Origin of the sequence: Streptomyces sp. NPDC056160, assembly GCF_042268205.1 — a bacterium.
Classification (GTDB): domain Bacteria; phylum Actinomycetota; class Actinomycetes; order Streptomycetales; family Streptomycetaceae; genus Streptomyces.
In genome coordinates this window covers 1-17,706 of the sequence record NZ_JBHJUW010000089.1, presented here as the reverse complement: position 1 = coordinate 17,706, position 17,706 = coordinate 1, and the positions used below count along the sequence as shown (strand labels likewise).

The 17,706-nt window shown below is 74.1% G+C and carries 17 protein-coding genes; 8 read left to right on the top strand and 9 right to left on the bottom strand.

The genetic code is table 11. The annotated features are described in order from the left end of the window. Nucleotides 1–168 precede the first annotated feature (168 nt). Together ACFC02_RS27880 and ACFC02_RS27875 are read left to right on the top strand one after the other, a co-directional pair. Nucleotides 169–1,416: an exo-beta-N-acetylmuramidase NamZ domain-containing protein gene (locus ACFC02_RS27880; protein WP_376362813.1), complete on the top strand. Its 1,248-nt coding sequence runs from the start codon at nucleotides 169–171 to the stop codon at nucleotides 1,414–1,416. 171 nt (nucleotides 1,417–1,587) lie between these two features. Beyond that, entirely contained in the window at nucleotides 1,588–2,928 is a 1,341-nt protein-coding gene (locus ACFC02_RS27875; protein ID WP_376362810.1) for a serine-threonine protein kinase, read from the top strand. A gap of 21 nt (nucleotides 2,929–2,949) precedes the next feature. Here the strand turns inward: ACFC02_RS27875 and ACFC02_RS27870 are convergent, their stop codons facing one another. Beyond that, nucleotides 2,950–5,745 (bottom strand): penicillin acylase family protein, encoded by a 2,796-nt coding sequence (locus ACFC02_RS27870; RefSeq protein ID WP_376362807.1) that lies wholly within the window; start codon nucleotides 5,743–5,745, stop codon nucleotides 2,950–2,952. Between the two features lie 98 nt (nucleotides 5,746–5,843). Between ACFC02_RS27870 and ACFC02_RS27865 the strand changes: the two genes are divergently transcribed. From ACFC02_RS27865 to ACFC02_RS27855, 3 genes are all read left to right on the top strand, one after another. Further along, complete coding sequence (locus ACFC02_RS27865; RefSeq protein WP_376362805.1) at nucleotides 5,844–5,999, top strand: hypothetical protein; 156 nt, start codon at nucleotides 5,844–5,846, stop codon at nucleotides 5,997–5,999. Between the two features lie 15 nt (nucleotides 6,000–6,014). After that, nucleotides 6,015–6,620 (top strand): hypothetical protein, encoded by a 606-nt coding sequence (locus ACFC02_RS27860; RefSeq protein ID WP_360965816.1) that lies wholly within the window; start codon nucleotides 6,015–6,017, stop codon nucleotides 6,618–6,620. Between the two features lie 266 nt (nucleotides 6,621–6,886). Beyond that, entirely contained in the window at nucleotides 6,887–7,606 is a 720-nt protein-coding gene (locus tag ACFC02_RS27855; protein WP_376362800.1) for a 3-keto-5-aminohexanoate cleavage protein, read from the top strand. A gap of 282 nt (nucleotides 7,607–7,888) precedes the next feature. On the opposite strand, the gene soxR is transcribed toward ACFC02_RS27855, so the two are convergent. Continuing rightward, nucleotides 7,889–8,380, bottom strand: a complete 492-nt coding sequence (gene soxR, locus ACFC02_RS27850; RefSeq protein ID WP_360965819.1) for a redox-sensitive transcriptional activator SoxR — start codon at nucleotides 8,378–8,380, stop codon at nucleotides 7,889–7,891. A 114-nt stretch (nucleotides 8,381–8,494) separates the two neighbouring features. On the opposite strand from soxR, the gene ACFC02_RS27845 reads away from it, so the two are divergent. Further along, entirely contained in the window at nucleotides 8,495–8,956 is a 462-nt protein-coding gene (locus ACFC02_RS27845) for a MaoC family dehydratase (RefSeq protein WP_376362795.1), read from the top strand. On the opposite strand, the gene ACFC02_RS27840 is transcribed toward ACFC02_RS27845, so the two are convergent. The 3 genes from ACFC02_RS27840 to ACFC02_RS27830 form a co-directional block, all read right to left on the bottom strand. Beyond that, a complete protein-coding gene (locus ACFC02_RS27840) occupies nucleotides 8,947–9,588 on the bottom strand; it encodes a TetR/AcrR family transcriptional regulator (protein ID WP_360965825.1) in 642 nt (213 codons plus the stop codon). The two genes, ACFC02_RS27845 and ACFC02_RS27840, sit on opposite strands and share 10 nt — an antisense overlap. 105 nt (nucleotides 9,589–9,693) lie before the next feature. Next, nucleotides 9,694–9,981 carry a YiaA/YiaB family inner membrane protein gene (locus ACFC02_RS27835; RefSeq protein WP_360965827.1) on the bottom strand — a complete coding sequence of 96 codons (288 nt, stop codon included), beginning with the start codon at nucleotides 9,979–9,981 and terminating at the stop codon, nucleotides 9,694–9,696. Between the two features lie 120 nt (nucleotides 9,982–10,101). After that, nucleotides 10,102–11,256 (bottom strand): acyl-CoA dehydrogenase family protein, encoded by a 1,155-nt coding sequence (locus tag ACFC02_RS27830; RefSeq protein WP_376362790.1) that lies wholly within the window; start codon nucleotides 11,254–11,256, stop codon nucleotides 10,102–10,104. Nucleotides 11,257–11,345: 89 nt separating this feature from the next. Here ACFC02_RS27830 and ACFC02_RS27825 point away from each other — a divergent pair, with 89 nt between their 5' ends. Together ACFC02_RS27825 and ACFC02_RS27820 are read left to right on the top strand one after the other, a co-directional pair. Then, a complete protein-coding gene (locus tag ACFC02_RS27825; protein WP_376362787.1) occupies nucleotides 11,346–11,987 on the top strand; it encodes a TetR/AcrR family transcriptional regulator in 642 nt (213 codons plus the stop codon). Between the two features lie 56 nt (nucleotides 11,988–12,043). Next, on the top strand, nucleotides 12,044–12,817 hold the full coding sequence (locus tag ACFC02_RS27820) for an ArsR/SmtB family transcription factor (RefSeq protein ID WP_376362784.1): 774 nt from the start codon (nucleotides 12,044–12,046) through the stop codon (nucleotides 12,815–12,817). A gap of 533 nt (nucleotides 12,818–13,350) precedes the next feature. Here ACFC02_RS27820 and ACFC02_RS27815 read toward each other — a convergent pair. The 4 genes from ACFC02_RS27815 to ACFC02_RS27800 form a co-directional block, all read right to left on the bottom strand. Continuing rightward, nucleotides 13,351–14,433, bottom strand: coding sequence for a Zn-dependent alcohol dehydrogenase (locus tag ACFC02_RS27815; RefSeq protein WP_376362781.1), 1,083 nt, complete (start codon nucleotides 14,431–14,433; stop codon nucleotides 13,351–13,353). Nucleotides 14,434–14,487: 54 nt separating this feature from the next. Further along, nucleotides 14,488–15,876 (bottom strand): aldehyde dehydrogenase family protein, encoded by a 1,389-nt coding sequence (locus ACFC02_RS27810; protein ID WP_376362778.1) that lies wholly within the window; start codon nucleotides 15,874–15,876, stop codon nucleotides 14,488–14,490. Between the two features lie 253 nt (nucleotides 15,877–16,129). Further along, a complete protein-coding gene (locus ACFC02_RS27805; RefSeq protein ID WP_376362775.1) occupies nucleotides 16,130–16,882 on the bottom strand; it encodes a class F sortase in 753 nt (250 codons plus the stop codon). Next, nucleotides 16,869–17,549 carry a hypothetical protein gene (locus tag ACFC02_RS27800; RefSeq protein ID WP_376362772.1) on the bottom strand — a complete coding sequence of 227 codons (681 nt, stop codon included), beginning with the start codon at nucleotides 17,547–17,549 and terminating at the stop codon, nucleotides 16,869–16,871. The genes ACFC02_RS27805 and ACFC02_RS27800 overlap by 14 nt, the downstream gene beginning before the upstream one ends. Between the last annotated feature and the right edge of the window lie 157 nt (nucleotides 17,550–17,706).

Below are 17,706 nucleotides of genomic sequence, written 5' to 3'. Positions count from 1 at the left end.
CTAACCGGTCGGTATGTGGCGCGGGAAGAGGTGGCACGCCACCGGCGGCACCAGCGGCACAGCCAGTGGTGTAGACCTCGGGCACTCCCGCAGGTTCGTTCCCAGCGGCCCGGGGCGCGCGCTAGCGTGCGTGCGCATGACACCCGCCCTGATCACGGAGGTCGCCGCATGAAGCTGTCCAGACGGAGTCTGCTCGCCGGCACGGCCGCGGTCGCGGCCTCGGCCGGGCCGGCCGCACGGGCCGAGGCGGCCCCGCGGGGCCCCGGCCGGCCGCTGCGGACCGGCTTCGAACGGCTGGCCGCCGACGGCTACGCGGCGCTCGCCGGGCAGCGGATCGGCATCGTCACCAACCCGACCGGCATCACCCGCGACGTGCGGCACATCGTGGACGTGATGCACGCCGACCGCCGGGTGGACCTGCTCGCCGTCTTCGGCCCGGAGCACGGTTTCCGCGGCACCGCGCAGGCGGGCGGCTCCGAGGGCCGCTACGACGACCCGGCCACCGGGCTGCCGGTGTACGACACGTACCTCAAGAGCGGGCAGCCGCTCGCCGACGTCTTCACCGCCTCGGGTGTGGACACGGTCGTCTTCGACATCCAGGACGCCGGCGCCCGCTTCTACACCTACATCTGGACCCTGTACGACTGCATGGAGGCCGCCGCCCTCGCCGGGAAGCGGTTCGTGGTGCTGGACCGCCCGAACCCGGTGACCGGCAGACAGGCGCTGGGTCCGGTCCTGCACAAGGAGTTCGCGACCTTCGTCGGGCGGCAGCCGATCGCGCAGGCGCACGGTATGACGGTGGCGGAGCTGGCCCGGCTGTTCAACGGCGAGTTCCTGACCACGCCGGTGCGGCTGGAGACCGTCCTGATGACCGGCTGGCGGCGCTCCGACTTCTACGACGCCTCCGGGCTGCCCTGGGTGCCGCCGAGCCCGAACATGCCGACCACCGACACGGCCCTCGTCTACTCCGGGACCTGCCTGTTCGAGGGCACGAACCTCTCCGAGGGCCGGGGCACCACCCGCCCCTTCGAACTCCTCGGCGCGGAGGGCATCGACGGGCGCTGGGCGGACGCCGCGAACGCGCTGGGGCTGCCCGGGGTGCGCTTCCGCGAGGCGTACTTCGCGCCCACCTTCTCCAAGTTCCAGGGGAAGACGGTCGGCGGGGTGCAGATCCACGTGCACGACCGGGACGCCTTCGACCCGGTACGGACCGGCATCGCGCTGCTGGTGACCGCGAAGCGGGTCTGGGACGGCTTCACCTGGCGGCCGGACGACTGGATCGACAAGCTCACCGGTTCCGCGCGGGTGCGCACGATGATCGACGCGGGTGCGGACACCGACGAGGTGGCGGGCGGCTGGCACGAGGAGCTGGCCGCGTTCCGCGCGACGCGCCGGCACTACCTCCTGTACCGGTGAGACGCCCGCCGTGCCCGTGCGGCGCCCGCCGTGCCCGGGAGGCGGCCGTGCCGCCCCTGCGGCGGCCGGAATTACTCCTTACGGGAGTGTCCTGACGTATGGCCAACGTCCCCCGATCGCAGGACGATGCACCACACATCGCACCGCTTCGGGGGACGAGGGGGTCCGGCCATGGCGGACACGGGGACGGGTGTCGCTCCCTACTGGGAGCTGACCTTCGACGCCGACGGGGACGTGGACGCCCCGGAACGGGACCGGCTGCTCGCCGGGGCCCGCGCGAGCGGCGTGCGCGACCTGATCGTCTTCGCGCACGGCTGGAACAACGACCGTTCCGGCGCGACCCGGCTCTACCGTCAGTTCTTCGCCCCCGTCCCGGGTCTCGCGCCGGCCGCGCGGATCGGGTACGTGGGGGTGATCTGGCCGTCGATGCGCTTCTGCGACGAGCCGATCCCCGACTTCCCGCGCTCCACCGCGGCGGGGCCCGCGCCCGGCCCGGCGCTCGACGAGGACACCCGGCACGCTCTCCTGGAGACCTTCCCGGGGCGGGCCACGGTGGTGGACCGGCTCGCGCGGATGCTGGACCAGCACTCCCACGACGAGGCCGCCCTGGAGGAGTTCGGGCGGCTGGTGGGGCTGCTGGCGGAGTTGGTGCCGCCGGGGCCGCAGGCGCACTTCACGGCGGACACGGTGGCGGAGGGCGTCCCCGAGCACGCGCCGGGGATGTTCACGCGGCCGGCGGTGGACGTCTGCGCCGAGTTCGCGCAGGCGGCGGCACAGGCGGAGCAGGCGGCGCGAGCGGGGCAGTCGGGTTCAGCGGGCCAGGAGTCGTTCTCGTTGCCGAACCCGTGGGACGGCGCGAAGGAACTGCTGCGGCAGGCGACGTACTACACGATGAAGCGGCGCGCGGGCGCCGTCGGCGAGCGCGGGCTCGGACCGGCGGTCGGCCGGCTCGCGGAGGCGGTCCCGGACCTGCGCGTCCATCTGGTCGGGCACAGTTTCGGCGGGCGGCTGGTGTCGTTCGCGCTGCGCGGGCTGCCACCGGGGGTGCGGGCGGTGAAGTCCGTGACCCTGCTCCAGGGGGCCTTCTCGCACTACGCGTTCGCCGCCCGGCTGCCCGGCGACCCGCGCGCGGGAGGCGTGCTCCAGGGGCAGGAGCACCGGGTGGACGGTCCCCTGGTGTGCTGCTCCTCGCACTTCGACACCGCGCTCGGCACGTTCTACCCGCTGGCGTCACGGATGGCGGACGACGACCGGTCGGTGCTGGGCGTGGACGTCGGCGCGCTGCTCGGCACCCGCTGGGGTGCGATGGGGCACGACGGGGTGCAGGCGGTGCCGGGTACGCGCGCGTGCACCCTGGCCGAGGCGACGAGCGGTCCGCTGCCCGTCTCCGGCTGCGTGAACGTGGACGCGGCCGAGGTGGTCAGACGCGGTGGGCCGCCGGCCGGTGCGCACAGCGACATCGTGCACCCGGAACTGGCCCACCTGGTGCTGGCGGCGGGCCGCATCGCGTGACCCGCCGCCGGCACCCGGACGTCACCGGTGGGAGGTGTACTCCACCACCTGCTGGAAGGTGGGCCGGTTCTGCCAGCTGATCCTGCCGTGCTTGATGCCGCCCAAGGGGCGCTGGGCGATCGAGTCGGCGCACCACTGGTCGCCCGCCGCACACTGGTCGTCGCCCGGGTAGACCTGGGCCGCGGTCAGTCCTGCCGCCTGCTTCAGCGTGGCGGCCAGGGTGTCGTGGCAGGCGGTGAGGCTGCCGGCACCGCAGTACTTCTGTGCCAGCGGGCCCCTCACCTGCTCACCGAGCACCGCCCGGATGTCCTTGTCGACATAGCTCCACCAGCCGTACTGGAAGGCGCTTCCGGCGTGCGAGCCGGTCGGGCCGTGGCCGGCCGAGGGGGACTCGTCGACGGGCAGGTTGGCGCCGAAGGCGGTGAACAGGTCGCTGCCGAGGCCCGGTTCGAACTCGGCCTTGACCAGCAGCGGCCACCAGGCGTCCAGGATGCGGATCGCGTCGGCGTCGGCGTACTTCTTGGAACCGGCCGAGGTCTCGGTGCGGTGGGCGCCCGCGGCCAGCCAGGCCCGCAGCTTGTCCACCGCCGCCGCTGCCGCCGGGTCGGTGACCGGCGAGCTGTCGAGCACCTTGAGCAGCTTGGGCAGCACGTCCTCGGCACGCAGGTCGGCGACGGCCGCGTCCGCCATCGCCCGGGTGAGCGAGGCCCTGGTCACCCCGCCGGAGGCGACGAGCTTTCTCACCCGGTCCTCCAGCAGGTTGCCGCGGTGCACCGAGCCCTCGCCCCAGGGCGCCGCCGCGTAGTCCTCGGCCTGCTTGTTGTTCCAGGAGATGTAGTAGTCCTGGTCCACGGAGTTGGGGTGCGCGGCGGGCGCGGTGTAGTCGGCGGTGTTGGTCGCCGGGTCCCAGCCGCGCCACTCGTAGGCCGGCTGCGCCCACACCGGGAACTCGGCGTCGACGCCGTCGGCCCGCACCGGGTTGTCACCGCTGTTGTAGTAGGCGGTGTGCCGGGAGTCGGCGTAGAACCAGTTGAACGTGAAGTTGATGTGCTGCGCGGCCTTCTGGAAGTCCTGCGGGCCCTGGACGAAGTCGGGGTCGTTGAGCATCTGGAAGCCGATGATCGAGTCGGCCTCGTGCAGGTAGGAGGAGCGCAGGGTGGTGTAGGCGACCTTCTTGCCGCCGACGGTGGCGCGGTACTGGACCGGACCGTACTTGGTGCGCCACACCCGCATCGTGTACGAGCCGGCCTTGGTGCCGTCGGCGACGGTGGGCTTCCAGGCGTTGGCCTGCTGGACCTGGTCCATGGCCGTGCAGGTGCCGTGATAGAGGTAGTGGTGGTCGTCCTGGCACAGCTCGACGGCGTAGGTGTCGATGATGTCCTGGCCGGAGGTCGTGGCGCTCCACGAGTAGTCCTGGCCGCGGCCGAGTTCGACGTACATGCTCAGGCCCGCGAAGGAGGCGCCGCGGGCGCTGATGCCGGGGCCCTGGATCTCCTGGAGCAGCAGCAGCTGGGGCGCGAAGTAGCCGGTCTGCGGTCCGAAGACGGCGACGGGGTGGCCGCTCGCGGTGTGCTCGCCCCCGACCACGAGGGCGTTGGACATGCCGCGCCGGGCCGAGGAGAGGGCCGTCTTCGCCGCCGTGGCGGCGGCGCTGCCCGCCGAGCGGGCGGTCGCGCTGCCGGTGCGGTCGTACAGGAGGGGTTCCTCCGTCACCGAGCCGGCGTCGGGCAGGGCCTCGCCCTTCGGGGAGCCGGGCCTGGTGGCGTACGGGAAGCTCTGGCCGTCGTGGAGGGTGAGGACGGCCTCGGGGTCGTTGCGCTCGCGGAAGGACTCCCAGACGCGGGTGCCCTCCTCGACGCCGTACTTGGCCTGGGCGGCCATCAGGGAGAGGGCGTTGTTCACCTCGCCGCCCCCGCCGGCGCCGAACAGCGAGCCGACGACCGAGGCCAGCGCGACCAGGTCGGTGACCTTGAAGTGGTCGATGGTGCCGGCGTTGGTGATCGCGTCCTTGTGGCCGGTCAGGACGTACTCGCCGGGGAAGTAGCGGCCGGAGTCGGAGGCGTCGATGTAGGCGTTGATGCCGGCGAGGTAGGCGTTCACGTCCGCGAGTGCCTGCTGCCCGCGCGCGCCGTTCTTCGCCACGGCGCTGTCGATCTGGGCCTGGAGGTCGGCCTCGGTGTAGGGCGCGTTGCGGTAGAACTGCTGCTCGAGGCCCTGGTTGGCGGGGGCGCCGCCCGCGAAGGAGGTCAACTGGCCGCGGCCGACGTGCCGGAAGACGTCCATGAGCCACAGCCGGTCCTCGGCGGCGGCGTATCCGGCGCCGAACTCGGTGCCGTAGCGGGTGGTGCCCGTGATGTGCGGCACGCCGGTCTTCTTGTCCCGGACGATCGTGACGTCGCCGCGGCCCGCGGGCTTCTCCGTGGAGGCGACCTGGTCGGCCTGGACGCCGAACGAGGCGTCGTTGAAGAAGGTGTTGATCGTGTCGTCGGTGAGCGCCGGGTAGCCCTTGGCCAGGTTCGCGTAGGGGCCGAGCTGGTCCTCGGCGTGGCCGGGCTGGGTGCCGAAGCCCTGGTTGAGGAGGATCTGGGCGAGGGTGGCGTTGCCGTTCTCGCCCGGCGGCAGGATGTCCGAGCACCGGCCGCCGCAGTAGTCGTTCGCGGCGGTGGCCTTCGGCGTCGCGTCCGCCGCGACCGCTTGGGAAAAGGGTGACAAAAGACCGGCAATGAGGACGCATACGGAGGCGGTCTTCAGGAACCCGGGGAATCTGCGGGGAGTTCTCACTCTGTCGAGCGCGCTTCGTGGGGTGCGCCGTGGCATGACTGCTCCTCCCGACGGGGGTGGAGCGGGACGTTACCGGCGGTATCGCCGAGTTGGAAGATGAACACACGTCACTTTTTGGAGTCTGCGGGACGGACATGACGGTCAACCAGGGCGAAGTCATGGCGGACATCGGAAATCGGATGGAGCCGAATCGCGGCCCGGCACGTCTATCTGACGACGTCGGTACGACGCTTCCGTACGACGACGCCGAAGTGACCGAAGGACGAGTACGAGTACCGGTGCAGGTGTGACGGAGGTGCAGGGCGATGGCGGGTTTCCGGAGTCTGGCGAGACAGGTGAGGGATCCGCGGTGCGATCTGGCGCTGCGGCGTTACTCACTGCGCAAGTGCCTTGAGCGGTTCGCTCCTTACGGCCACCGGGCGACCTGGGACCACCTGTGCTCCCGGGCCGGGTTCGGCCCCGAGGACAGGTCTCCCGACCCGGCGCGGCTCGTGGCCGCACTGGAGGAGCTGGAGGAGGCGCGCTCGGTGTGGCTCGAGTACGAGGAGGAGTTCGCCGGGCGACGCAGGAAGGAGAAGCACGACGGGCTGCGCCGGCCGGGCAGCGTGGACGACTGGCACCGGCTGACCTGGGGCGGCTTCGGGGTCGCCTGGTGCGACGACCCGCGGGTGCACCCGTCCGAGCCACTGGCCGAGGTGCTGCGCCGGCTGATCGCTGCGCTGGAGCGCGCGCCCGGCTCGGTGTGCCCGGTGTGCGGCGGCGAGCGCCTGGTGTGGCGCTACGGCCTGGACCACGAGCCGTCCGCCGGCCCGGTCTGCGCGGACTGCGGCATCCTGGTCCCGCGACCCGTGCTCACCCCCGAGGCGCTGGCGTACGCCCGGCGCGGCCGGCGGCTGCTGGTGTCGGCCTGAGCGGTCGAGTGCCGAGCGACTGAGCGGGAAGCGGCCGAGCGAGAAAGGGCCGAGCGCGAAGCGGCCGAGCGGTAGGCGGGCACGGCGGGAGTGTGCCGGGAGTGTGCCGGGGGCGCGGCCCGCGGGGCCCGGGGCCGCCCGGGTGCCGGGCAGCCCCGGGCCGCTTCGCGGGCGGCCCCGGTCAGTGCTGTGCGCCCGGTCCCGGCGAGGTGCTCCGTGTGCGGCCCGGGGACTGCCCCTGGGCCGGGCGGGGCACTGTCCCGACCATGCAGGTGTGTCTGAACGGATCCCGGACGGCCGCCGACGGCGCGGTGGTGCCGCTCACTCCGCAGGCGGTGGCCGAGGCCGCGGCGCGGGCCGTCGCGGCCGGAGCCGGCGAGGTGCACGTCCATCCCCGGACGCCGTGCGGGCGGGAGAGCCTGTCGCCGCGCGTGGTGGCGGCCACGGTCGGGGCGGTCCGGGCCCACGTCGCCGTGCCGGTCGGCGTGACCACGGGGGCCTGGGCCGAGCCCGGCCCGGCGGCCCGGGCGGCGCGCGTCCGTGACTGGACGGCGCTGCCCGACTTCGCCTCCGTCAACTGGCACGAGCCGGGCGCGGAGGAACTGGCAGGCGTCCTGCTCGACCTGGGCGTCGGCGTGGAGGCCGGCCTGTGGTCCGGCACGGACGGCCCGGCCCGGTTCGCCGCCTCACCGCTCGGGCCCCGGGTGCTGCGCGTCCTGGCCGAGGTGACGGACCCGGCCGCCGACACGGCCGAGGCGTCCGCCCGCGCCCTGCTGGCCGCGATGGGCGACGCGCACGGCCGCCCGGTCCTGCTGCACGGCGTGGAGGCCGGCACCTGGCCGGTCCTGCGCCTCGCGGGCCGTCTGGGCCTGGCCACCCGCGTGGGCCTGGAGGACACACTGCTCCTCCCGGACGGCGAACGGGCGCGCTCGAACGCGCAGTTGGTCGGGGCGGCCCTGCGCCTGAACGCGATGCCCCAGCCGTAGGGCCGCCGCTGCGGCCGTGCGCTGCGCAGGCGGTACGCACCCGAGGCCGTCCGCCACCGGCCCGCCCGTAAGCCCTCGGCATCCGCGGCCCCACCTCGCGGGCACCGGAGCGCCGTCGGCGGGGGGGGCGGCACGGCGAGGGACGGGGCGGAAGGACGGACGGCGCCCGCAGCGGGACGCGGGGCCCTGCTCCACCGGGCATCGCCCACGGGGGGCGCGTGCACGGGGTGGCGGGCCGGCCGACCCCGCGGCGCGCGTTCGTCAGGTACGCGGCCGGGATCCTCAGCCGGTCGGGCCGGTGGCGGGCCGCGGGGCCGGGCCCCGTTCGGCCATCAGGCGGGAGCCGGTCAGGCGGTCGCCGAAGGCGTCGTCCGGGTTGGACAGGACGCAGGTGTCCAGGGAGAGGCAGCCGCAGCCGATGCAGTCGGTGAGGTGGTCGCGGAGGCGGTTGAGCTGCTTGATGCGCTCGTCGAGTTCCGCGCGCCAGGCCGCGGAGAGGCGGGCCCAGTCCTCGCGGGTGGGGGTGCGCTCCTCGGGGAGTTCGGCGAGTGCCTCGCGGATCGTGGCCAGCGGGATGCCGACGCGTTGCGCGGCCCGGACGAAGGCGACCCGGCGCAGCGCGTCACGGCTGTAGCGGCGCTGGTTGCCGGCGGTGCGGCGGCTGCTGATCAGGCCCTTGGCCTCGTAGAAGTGGAGGGCGGAGACCGCCGCTCCGCTGCGGGCGGCCATCTGGCCCACGGTCAGCTCGTGGATCTTCTCGGGAATCTGGGGCACTCACCGGAGCCTACCGACCGGACCGGACCCGGCCGCGTTGACAGGGACCCCGGCGCCGAGCATGCTAAGCAGTTGCTTAGACATGACGTACGCGCGATGCGAGAGGCCGGACACATGGCAGAGCCGAGGATCTTCACCTCCGTCGACGAGCTGAGGGCGGCGGTGGGCGAGCAGCTGGGGTACACCGACTGGCTGGAGATCGACCAGAAGCGGATCGACCTGTTCGCCGAGGCGACCGGCGACCACCAGTGGATCCACGTGGACCCCGAGAAGGCCGCCGCGGGCCCCTTCGGCACGACCATCGCGCACGGCTACCTGACCTTGTCGCTGCTCCCGCTGTTCGGACCGCAGCTCATCCGCGTCGAGGGCGTGAAGATGGGCGTCAACTACGGCACGAACAAGGTCCGCTTCCCCTCCCCCGTGCCGGTCGGCTCGCGGCTGCGGTCCACCGCCACGATCACGGGCGTGGACGACGTCAGCGGCGGCGTGCAGGTGACCGTCGCCTTCACGGTGGAGCGCGAGGGCGGCGACAAGCCGGCGTGCGTGGCGGAGTCGGTGTCGCGCTACTACCTCTGAGTCACGCCCGTCCGGGCCCCGACCATCCGCAGGACGAGGTCGGCGTAGAGCGCGCCGACCTGCTCCGGGGTGCGGGGCCCCTCGACGTTGAACCAGCGGGCGACGTCGATGCACAGGGAGAGCACGGCCAGCGTCGTGCCGCGCACGTCCGGGACGTCGAACTCCCCTGCGGCCACGCCCTCCTCGATGATGCCGCGCACCTCGGCGTCGACCCGCCGGCGCAGCGCGATGATCTCGGCCCGGGCGTCCGGCCCGAGGGAGTCCAGTTCGTACTGCACGACGCGCGCGGTGGTGCGTCCGCCCGCGTGCCAGCGCACGAAGGAGCTGACGGCGTCGGCGAGCCGCTCGGTCGCGCCGCCCTCGCGCCGGGCGGCGGTGCGCAGGATCTCCAGCGCCTTCTCGTGGCCGATCCGGCTGATGCGGTGGAGCAGCTCTTCCTTGGTCTTGTAGTGGATGTAGAGCGCGGCGGGGCTCATGCCGGCGCGGCCGGCGATGTCGCGGGTCGTCGTCGCGTGGTAGCCCCGCTCGGCGAAGGCCTCCACGGCGGCCACGAGCAGCCGCCGGGCCGCGTCAGGGGTGACCTCGGCCCACGGCTGCGCGTCCCCGCCGGCCGTCTCCTCCGCCGTACTCATCGCTCGTTCGCCCCTCTCTGCGTCAGAGGCTCCACCATACCGCCGAAGCTGAGCGGTCGCTTAGCATCCCCGGTGGGCGGCGTAGGGCGGCCGGAGTGGCGGGGATCAGAGCTTCTCGAAGGGGTCGTGCTCGGCGAGCAGCTTGTCCAGGCGGGCCTGGTCGACCCGGCTGACGATCTGCCCGGCCTCCTGGCGGTCCCGGATCACCTTGGCGAGGGTGAAGGCGGAGGTGACGAGGTAGAGGACGGCGATGGCGAGGAAGGACCGCACCCAGGCGTCGGCGTGCAACCGGAAGATGCCGAGGGCGGTGGCCGTCATGGCGACGGCGAACGAGGCGACGGCCTGGCCGTAGAAGGCGGCCGTGTTCTGCTGCTTGACCGGTGTGTCACTCATACGGCCCAGCATCGGCGGATGTGGCCGCCGCCACATCCGCCGGGATACTCAGACCGGGTACTCAGGCCGGGCGCCGAGACCGGGTGCCCAGAAACCCGCGCGCCCCTGCCGCACGGGGCCTCAGAAGGCCGAGACGCCTGTCAGCGCCCGCCCGATGACGAGTTTCTGGATCTGGCTCGTGCCCTCGTAGAGGGTCATCACGCGGGCGTCGCGCAGCAGTTTGCCCACCGGGTACTCGTCGATGTAGCCGTAACCGCCGAAGACCTGGAGGGCGTTGTTCGCTGCGCGCACGGCCGCCTCCGAGGCGAACAGCTTGGCCTTGGAGGACTCGACGGCGAACGGCCGGCCGCGGTCGATCAGGTCCGCGACCCGCCACGTCAGCAGGCGCGCGGCGTCCACGTCGACGGCGATGTCGCTGATCAGCTCCTGGACGAGCTGGTGCCGGGCGATGGACTTGCCGAACTGCTCGCGCTCGCCGGCGTACCGGACCGCCGCGTCCAGCGCGGCCTGGGCTATGCCGACGCAGCCGGCCGCCACCGACATCCTGCCCTTGGCCAGCGCCGACATGGCGACGGAAAAGCCCTTGCCCTCCGGGCCGAGCATCGCCGAGGCCGGGACGCGCACGCCCTCGAGAACCAGTTCGGCGGTGGCCTGGCCGCGCAGGCCGAGCTTGCCGTGGATGGTGCGGCGGGTCAGGCCCGGGGTGTCGGTGGGCACCAGGAAGGCGGTCACACCCTTGTGGCCGGGGGCGTCGGTGGAGCGGGCGAAGAGCAGGACGACGTCGGCCCAGGTGCCGTTCGTGATGAACATCTTGCTGCCGTCGAGGACGAAGTCCCCGCCCGCGCCGCGCACGGCCCGCGTCGTGAGGTTGCCCGCGTCGGAGCCGGTGCCGGGCTCGGTGAGGCCGAAGCAGCCGACGTACTCGCCGGAGGTCAGGCCCGGCAGCCAGCGCCGCTTCTGCTCCTCGTCGCCCCAGGCGGCGATCGTCTTGGCGACCAGGCCGAGCGAGACGGAGACGATGCCGCGCACGGAGGAGTCGCCGCGGCCCAGCTCCTCGGTCACCAGGCAGTAGGAGAGGTGGTCGCCGCCGGAGCCGCCGTGCTCCTCGCCGACGGTCAGCCCGAGGAAGCCGACCTCCCCGAGCTTCTTGACGATCCCCCGGTCCACGTCCTCGGCGCGGTCCCAGGCGACGACATGGGGGGCGATCTCCCGCTCGACGAAGTCCCGGGCGAGCTGCCGCACCGCGGTCTGCTCCTCGCTGAGGCCGAGGTTCATGACGGATCACCCCACAGATGACAGATCTTGAAAGCCGTACATTTAAATTATCACTGCTAGTTTTACGGCGCAGCCCTACTATGTGCGCCATGGCCCGACCGCGCAAGCCCCTCCTCAGCACCGACCGCATCGTCGCGACGGCGCGGGACCTCGTGGACGCGGAGGGCCTGGCGGCCGTCTCCACCCGCCGGCTCGCGGCCGAACTCGGCGTCAGCGGGCCCTCGCTCTACAACCACTTCCGCACCAAGGACGAGATCCTGGAGGCGGTCGCGGACTCGGTGAGCGGACAGGTCGACCTGTCGATGTTCGAGGACGGCCGCGACTGGCGGACCGCGCTGCACGACTGGGCCGTCTCCTACCGCGCCGCCCTGCGCGCCCACCCGAACATCGTCCCCGTCCTCGCCCGTGGCCCCGGCCGCCGGCCGGCCGCGCTGCACCTGGCCGACGCCGTCTACGGCGCGATGGTCGACGCGGGGTGGCCGCCCGCGCAGGCCACCTCCATCGGCGCGCTGATGCGCTACTTCGTCATGGGCTCCGCGCTCGGCTCCTTCGCCGGCGGCTTCGTGGACGACGCCGGCGCCTACGACCCCGCCGACTACCCGCACCTCGGGCAGGCCCACCTCCTCGCCGAGCAGCAGGAGAAGATCGACGAGCGGGCCTTCGAGACGGGGCTCGCGGCGCTCCTGGACGGACTGGCGCAGCAGTACGGGAGGGCCGGGCGGGGGGCGTAGCGCCCGCGCCCACGGTTCGGCGGGCGCCGAACCGTCCGTGCCGCATCCTGGGAGGCATGACCACCAAGGACCCCCGAGCGCCCGGCCTGGCGGCTCTCGCCGCGCTGATCGCCGACGAGACGCGGGCCGCCTGCCTGCTGGCGCTGCTCGACGGGCGGGCGTGGACCGCCGGTGAGCTGGCCCGGCACGCGGGCGTGGCCGCGTCGACGCTCAGCGAGCACCTGGGAAAACTCGTCGGGGGCGGCCTGCTCTGTGAGGAGCGGCAGGGCCGGCACCGGTACGTCCGGCTCGCCGACGCGCGCGTGGCCCAGCTGGTCGAGGACCTGGCCGCCCAGGTCGCCCCCGGGGCCGCACGCCGCGCCCGCACGCTGCGGGAGGCCGGCGCCGGATCCGCGATGGCCCGCGGCCGCACCTGCTACGACCATCTCGCCGGGCGGCTGGGCATCGCGGTCACGGACGCGCTGACCGCACGCGGGCTGCTGCGCACCCGTGAGCCGGAGGACCCCCCGCCACCGGCTGGAGCGGCCCGGAGGCGAACACGCGATGAAGGAGCCACCGGGTTCGCGCTCACGGACGCCGGGCTGGACTGGTTCGACACCGCGGGCATCGCGCTGGACCGCCGGGGCAGGCGCCCGCTGGCCCGCGCCTGCCTCGACTGGACGGAACGGCGCCACCATCTGGCGGGCGTCGCGGGTGCCGCGCTGTGCCGGCACGCCCTGGACACGGGCTGGTGCGTCCGCATCGGCTCGGAGCGCGCCGTGAAGGTCACCCCGGCCGGCGAAGCCGCGCTGTCCGACCTGCTCGGCATCGAGCGGACAGCACTGCACTGAGGAGCCCGGCGGCGGCCGGCCGCCGGTGCCGCCACCGCGACGGTGGTGCTGGGGGCGTGGTGCCGGGGCGGTTGCGGGCCGGGGCCGCGGCGCCGGGGGCGCTGTGTCTCGTACGCCGTGAGGGGGCCGCCGCCGCTGCCGACGGGCGTGGTGGTGACGGGCGTGGTGATCGGCGTGGTGATGTCGCCGGCGGGTGCGGTGGCGGCGGGGCTGCCGGTGTCCGGTGCGGCCGGTCCCCCGGTGCTCGCGGTGGCGGCGGGGCAGGCCTTCGCGGCCGTAGGCGTCCACGGCGCCGTTGCCTGCTCACCGCGGTCGGGCACGCCTGCGGCCCGGTGGCGCAAAAGCCCGCGCCGGGCCCGGGGCGAGGGCGGTGCCGGTGACGACGTGCGGGTGGTGGGCGAGGTGCGTGCTGACGCCGGCGAACGGGCTGCCGTGCCCGGCCGGGATGCGGGGGCGCGGCCGCAGGCGCGCGGCGGGGCCGCGGCCCGAGCGGGTGTTCCGGGCCCGAGACCCGGGCCCCGGCGATCGGCCGCTCAGAACACCACCAGCGCCCTGCCGCCCTTGCCGGCCCGCATGTTCTCGAAGGCCGCCGGGATGCCGTCCAGGGCGATCCGCTCGGTCACGAGCGCGCCCAGGTCCAGGCGTCCGGCGCGGACGTGGGCGGCGAGCACGGGCAGGTCCTCGGCCGGGTTCGAGTTGCCGTAGACGCAGCCGGACAGGGTGCGGCCCCAGTGGAAGATCTCCAGGGCGTTGAAGGTGACCTGCTGGTCCTTGCCGCCGATGCCGACCACCGTGGTCCGCCCGCCGCGGCGGGTGGACTCCCAGGCGGCGCGGATGGAGACGGCGCGGCCCGCGCACTCCACGGAGACGTCGACGCCGTGCCCTTCGGTGAGGGCGCGGATCTCGCGCGGGGTGCCGCCGGAGGCGACGACGTAGTCGGTGGCACCCGCCCGGCGCGCCAGGTCCTCCTTCTCCGGGCTGACGTCGACGGCGACGATCCGCGCGGCGCCCGCGATCCGGGCGGCCTGGAGGGTGGCGAGGCCGACGCCGCCGGCCCCGAAGACGGCCACCGTCTCCCCGGCCCGCACCCGCGCCGAGTGGTGGACGGCGCCGTAGCCGGTGAGGACGGCGCAGCCGAGGAGGGCCGCGTCGGTGAGGGGGACGCCCTGTGGCAGGGGCAGGACGCAGGAGGCGGCCACGACCGTCTCCTCGGCGAACGCGGCGACGTTCAGACCGGGGTGCAGGTCGGTGCCGTCGGCGGTGCGGGCGTGGACACCGGCGGCGCCGGTCAGGGCGTCGGCGCACAGCCAGACCTCGCCGAGCGCGCAGGCGTGGCAGCTGCCGCAGGACGGGGCCCAGTTGAGGACGACGGCGTCGCCCGGTGCGACGTGGGTGACGCCGTCGCCGACGGCGAGCACGGTGCCCGCGCCCTCGTGACCGAGGACGGCGGGGACGGGGACCCGCATGGTGCCGTCGGTCAGGGACAGGTCGGAGTGGCAGACCCCGGCGGCGGCCAGGCGCACGCGCACCTGGCCGGGGCCGGGGCCGGGCAGTTCGATGCCGGTGATCTCCAGCGGTGAGCCGATGGCGGGCAGGACGGCGGCACGTACGGCCATGACGCGTGACTCCCTTGGGACCGGGGACGGGCTGCGGGGCGGGAAGGGCCGGGCTCAGAACTGCAGGGACTTGGTCTGGAGGTACTCGGCGAGTCCGTGGGTGCCCAGTTCACGGCCGACCCCGGACTGCTTGTAGCCGCCGAAGGGGGCCACCGGGTTGAACCGGCCGCCGTTGATGTCGACCTGGCCCGTGTCCATCCGGCGGGCGAAGGCGACGGCCTCGGCGTCGTCGCCCGCCCAGACGGCGCCGGCGAGGCCGTAGACCGTGCCGTTGGCGATGCGCAGGGCGTCGTCCTCGTCGTCGTAGCGCAGGACCGCCAGGACCGGGCCGAAGATCTCCTCCTGGGCGATGGTCATGTCCGGGGTGACGTCGGCGAAGACGGTCGGGCTGACGTGGTAGCCCGGTGCGCGCGGTGCGTCGGGGCCGCCGGCGACCAGACGCGCGCCCTCGGCGACGCCCTGCTCGATGTAGGCGCGCACCCGGGCGAGTTGCCTGGCGTTGACGAGGGGGCCGATGCGGTCGCCGTACTCGGCGGCGGCCTCGGCGGCCAGTGCGACCGCCTCGTCGTACTGGTCGCGGTGGACCAGCATGCGGGTCCAGGCGCTGCACGTCTGGCCGGAGTTGGACATGACGTTGGCGACGCCGACGTGCACGGCCCTGGCCAGGTCGGCGCTGGGCAGGATGACGTTGGCGGACTTGCCGCCCAGTTCCAGGGCGACCCGCTTGACGGCGGCGCCCGCGATCGCGCCGATCCGCCGGCCCACCGCCGTGGAGCCGGTGAAGGAGACCATGTCGACGTCCGGGTGTTCGGCCAGGGCCTGTCCGGCGACCGGGCCGAGGCCGGTGACCAGGTTGAAGACGCCGGCCGGGAACCCGGCCTCGTCGACGGCCCCGGCGAAGAGCCGGGCGGTGAGCGGGGTGTCCTCGGCGGGCTTGAGCACGACCGTGCAGCCGGCGGCCAGGGCCGGGGCCACCTTGGCGACGATCTGGTGCAGCGGGTAGTTCCAGGGCGTGATGGCGCCGACCACTCCGACCGGCTCGTGCAGGACGGTGGAGGTGCCGGCCTTCTCCTCGAAGGCGTACGTGGCCGCGAGGTCGGCGTAGGACCCGGCGACCGCGATCGGCAGGCCCGCGTGGACCGTCCGGGAGAACTTCGGGGGCGCGCCCAGTTCGGTGGTGACGGTCCCGGCGATCTCGTCCTCGCGGGCCACCAGCACGTCCCGCAGGGCGGCCAGGCGGGCGGCCCGCTCGGCGGGCGGGGTCGCGGCCCAGCCGGGGAAGGCGGCGCGGGCGGCGCGCACCGCCGCGTCGACGTCCTCGGCGGTGCCCGCGGGCACGGTGGCGACGACCTGTTCGTCGGCGGGGTTCACCACCTCGATGACGTCCCGGCCCGGGGCGGGGCGCCAGGCGCCGCCGATGTACATGTCGTCGTGTGCCTTCATGGTGCTCCTGGGCTCCTCCGGGGCGGGGCGTCGTCCGCGTCCGCGCGGTCCACGGCGCGTGGTCCGTGCTCCGCGGGCGCGGCGTCGCGCGTCACAACCTGCCGACAGCCCATAAACTAGCGCCGATAGTTTTGCAGCGCCAGGGACACTCGCGCCCCGCCCGGTGGCCGGCCTCGCCGGGTGGCTGACTCCGCCGGGTGGCGGCGGGGGTGGGCGCTCCGTACGGTGCGGGGCGCCCCACCTGCCGCGAGGGTCACTTCGTCGATGTCAGGTGGGCGAAGACGACCACGTTGCTGGAGTAGCCGGTCCGGCGGGTGTAGAGGCCGCCGCAGGTGATGACGTGCAGTTCGGGCCTGCGGGCGGGGCCGTACACCTCCTTGTCGGGGAAACGGGCCTTGTCGAAGACCCGTACCTTGTCGACGGTGTAGACGGCGGTACGGCCGTCCGCACGCCGCACCTCGATGTGGCGGCCCGGTGCCACCTGGCCGAGCGCGGCGAAGACGGCGGCGCCCGTCTTCGTGTCCCGGTGCCCGACCGCCAGGGCGGTGCCCGACTCCCCCGGCGCGGGGCCGCCCCGGTACCAGCCGACCAGCTTGGGTTTGTCGACCGGTGGCGTCTGGAGCTGCCGGTCGGTGTCGAGGCCGATCCCGATGACGGGGGCGTCGACGCCGAGGGAGGGGATGCGCAGGGAGGTCGCCGGGGAGCGGGGCAGCGGCCGGGGCGGGGGCGTCGTGGGGGCCGCGTCGCCCGGCGAGCCGGACCGCTCGCCGTCCGGGCCCGCGCCGCCGGAACCGGCGCCGTCCGGGCCGCCGCCTTCTGCATCCGTGCTCGCCGTGGCCGTGGCAGCGGCCTGCGGTCCCGCCGCACGCTCGGGTGCGCCGTGGTGACGGTGGCCCTCGCACCGCACACCCATCGTCACCAGGACGACCGTCAGCACGGCCGTCCTGGCGAGGCGGTAGGCGCGGGTCCGGCGCCAGGGCCTGCGTCTGCGCCTACTCGGCACCACGGGTGCGCCGGCGGTTCAGCCGGAGGTACGCGACCCCGCCGACCACGACGAGCCCCACGGCGGCGGCCCCGGCCACCGGGGCGAACGCCGCGGCCGTGGCGGCGAGACCGCCGCCGCCCGCGTGCACGCCGCCCTTCGGGCCCTGCGGGTCCTGCCTGGCCCCCGGCCCACCGTGCTGGTCGTTGTTGTCGTGGCCCTGGTCCTCGATCTGGCCGCCCGGCCCCCGGGCCCCTTCCTTGCGCCCGTTCTCCTCGTGGCAGTTGACGTGGAAGATCTTCTCCTTGGGAATGCCCGCGACGGTCCAGACGAGCTTGTACTGCCCGTCGGCCAGCCCCAGCGGGTCGGTGTGCCCGGCACCGGCGGCCAGGGCGATGGTGCCGGTGACGGTGGCGCTGGTGGGCAGCGGGGGCATGGCCTGGATGGTGTAGCCGATGGTCGGGAGGACGTCGAAGTTGACGGCGTCCAGGTAGAACCGGCAGGTCACCGGATCGTCCTTGGAGACGCCGAAGGGCACGCCCACCCGGTGGATCTTGATGTCGCCGGCTTCCCCCTGGGCCAGGGCGACGGGCGCTGCCAGCCACGTGGCACCCGCCGCGGTCAGGGCCGTCAGGGCCGCGGCGGCACCGACGCGGGAGCCTGGGGTGCGTGGGAGTGTGAGGGTGGGCATGCGCGCTCCTCCGAGTCAGACGATTTTCATATAAATCGCTCTTTCACCTGACTCTCTTTCACACTCCCTCCCGAACGCGGCGCACCCCACGCCGACGCTCCGTCCACTGTCATCCGTACGGCGCAACGGCGCCCCGGGTGTGTGCGCCGTACGGCGC

Bases quoted from the DNA above. Each gene is read 5' to 3' on its own strand.
- ACFC02_RS27830 (WP_376362790.1), bottom strand. From the start codon at position 11,256: ATGAACCTCGGCCTCAGCGAGGAGCAGACCGCGGTGCGGCAGCTCGCC.
- ACFC02_RS27820 (WP_376362784.1), top strand. From the start codon at position 12,044: ATGACCACCAAGGACCCCCGAGCGCCCGGCCTGGCGGCTCTCGCCGCG.
- ACFC02_RS27835 (WP_360965827.1), bottom strand. From the start codon at position 9,981: ATGAGTGACACACCGGTCAAGCAGCAGAACACGGCCGCCTTCTACGGC.
- ACFC02_RS27825 (WP_376362787.1), top strand. From the start codon at position 11,346: ATGGCCCGACCGCGCAAGCCCCTCCTCAGCACCGACCGCATCGTCGCG.
- ACFC02_RS27800 (WP_376362772.1), bottom strand. From the start codon at position 17,549: ATGCCCACCCTCACACTCCCACGCACCCCAGGCTCCCGCGTCGGTGCC.
- ACFC02_RS27865 (WP_376362805.1), top strand. From the start codon at position 5,844: ATGACGGTCAACCAGGGCGAAGTCATGGCGGACATCGGAAATCGGATG.
- ACFC02_RS27875 (WP_376362810.1), top strand. From the start codon at position 1,588: ATGGCGGACACGGGGACGGGTGTCGCTCCCTACTGGGAGCTGACCTTC.
- ACFC02_RS27860 (WP_360965816.1), top strand. From the start codon at position 6,015: ATGGCGGGTTTCCGGAGTCTGGCGAGACAGGTGAGGGATCCGCGGTGC.
- ACFC02_RS27840 (WP_360965825.1), bottom strand. From the start codon at position 9,588: ATGAGTACGGCGGAGGAGACGGCCGGCGGGGACGCGCAGCCGTGGGCC.
- ACFC02_RS27855 (WP_376362800.1), top strand. From the start codon at position 6,887: ATGCAGGTGTGTCTGAACGGATCCCGGACGGCCGCCGACGGCGCGGTG.
- ACFC02_RS27810 (WP_376362778.1), bottom strand. From the start codon at position 15,876: ATGAAGGCACACGACGACATGTACATCGGCGGCGCCTGGCGCCCCGCC.
- ACFC02_RS27880 (WP_376362813.1), top strand. From the start codon at position 169: ATGAAGCTGTCCAGACGGAGTCTGCTCGCCGGCACGGCCGCGGTCGCG.
- ACFC02_RS27870 (WP_376362807.1), bottom strand. From the start codon at position 5,745: ATGCCACGGCGCACCCCACGAAGCGCGCTCGACAGAGTGAGAACTCCC.
- ACFC02_RS27815 (WP_376362781.1), bottom strand. From the start codon at position 14,433: ATGGCCGTACGTGCCGCCGTCCTGCCCGCCATCGGCTCACCGCTGGAG.
- ACFC02_RS27845 (WP_376362795.1), top strand. From the start codon at position 8,495: ATGGCAGAGCCGAGGATCTTCACCTCCGTCGACGAGCTGAGGGCGGCG.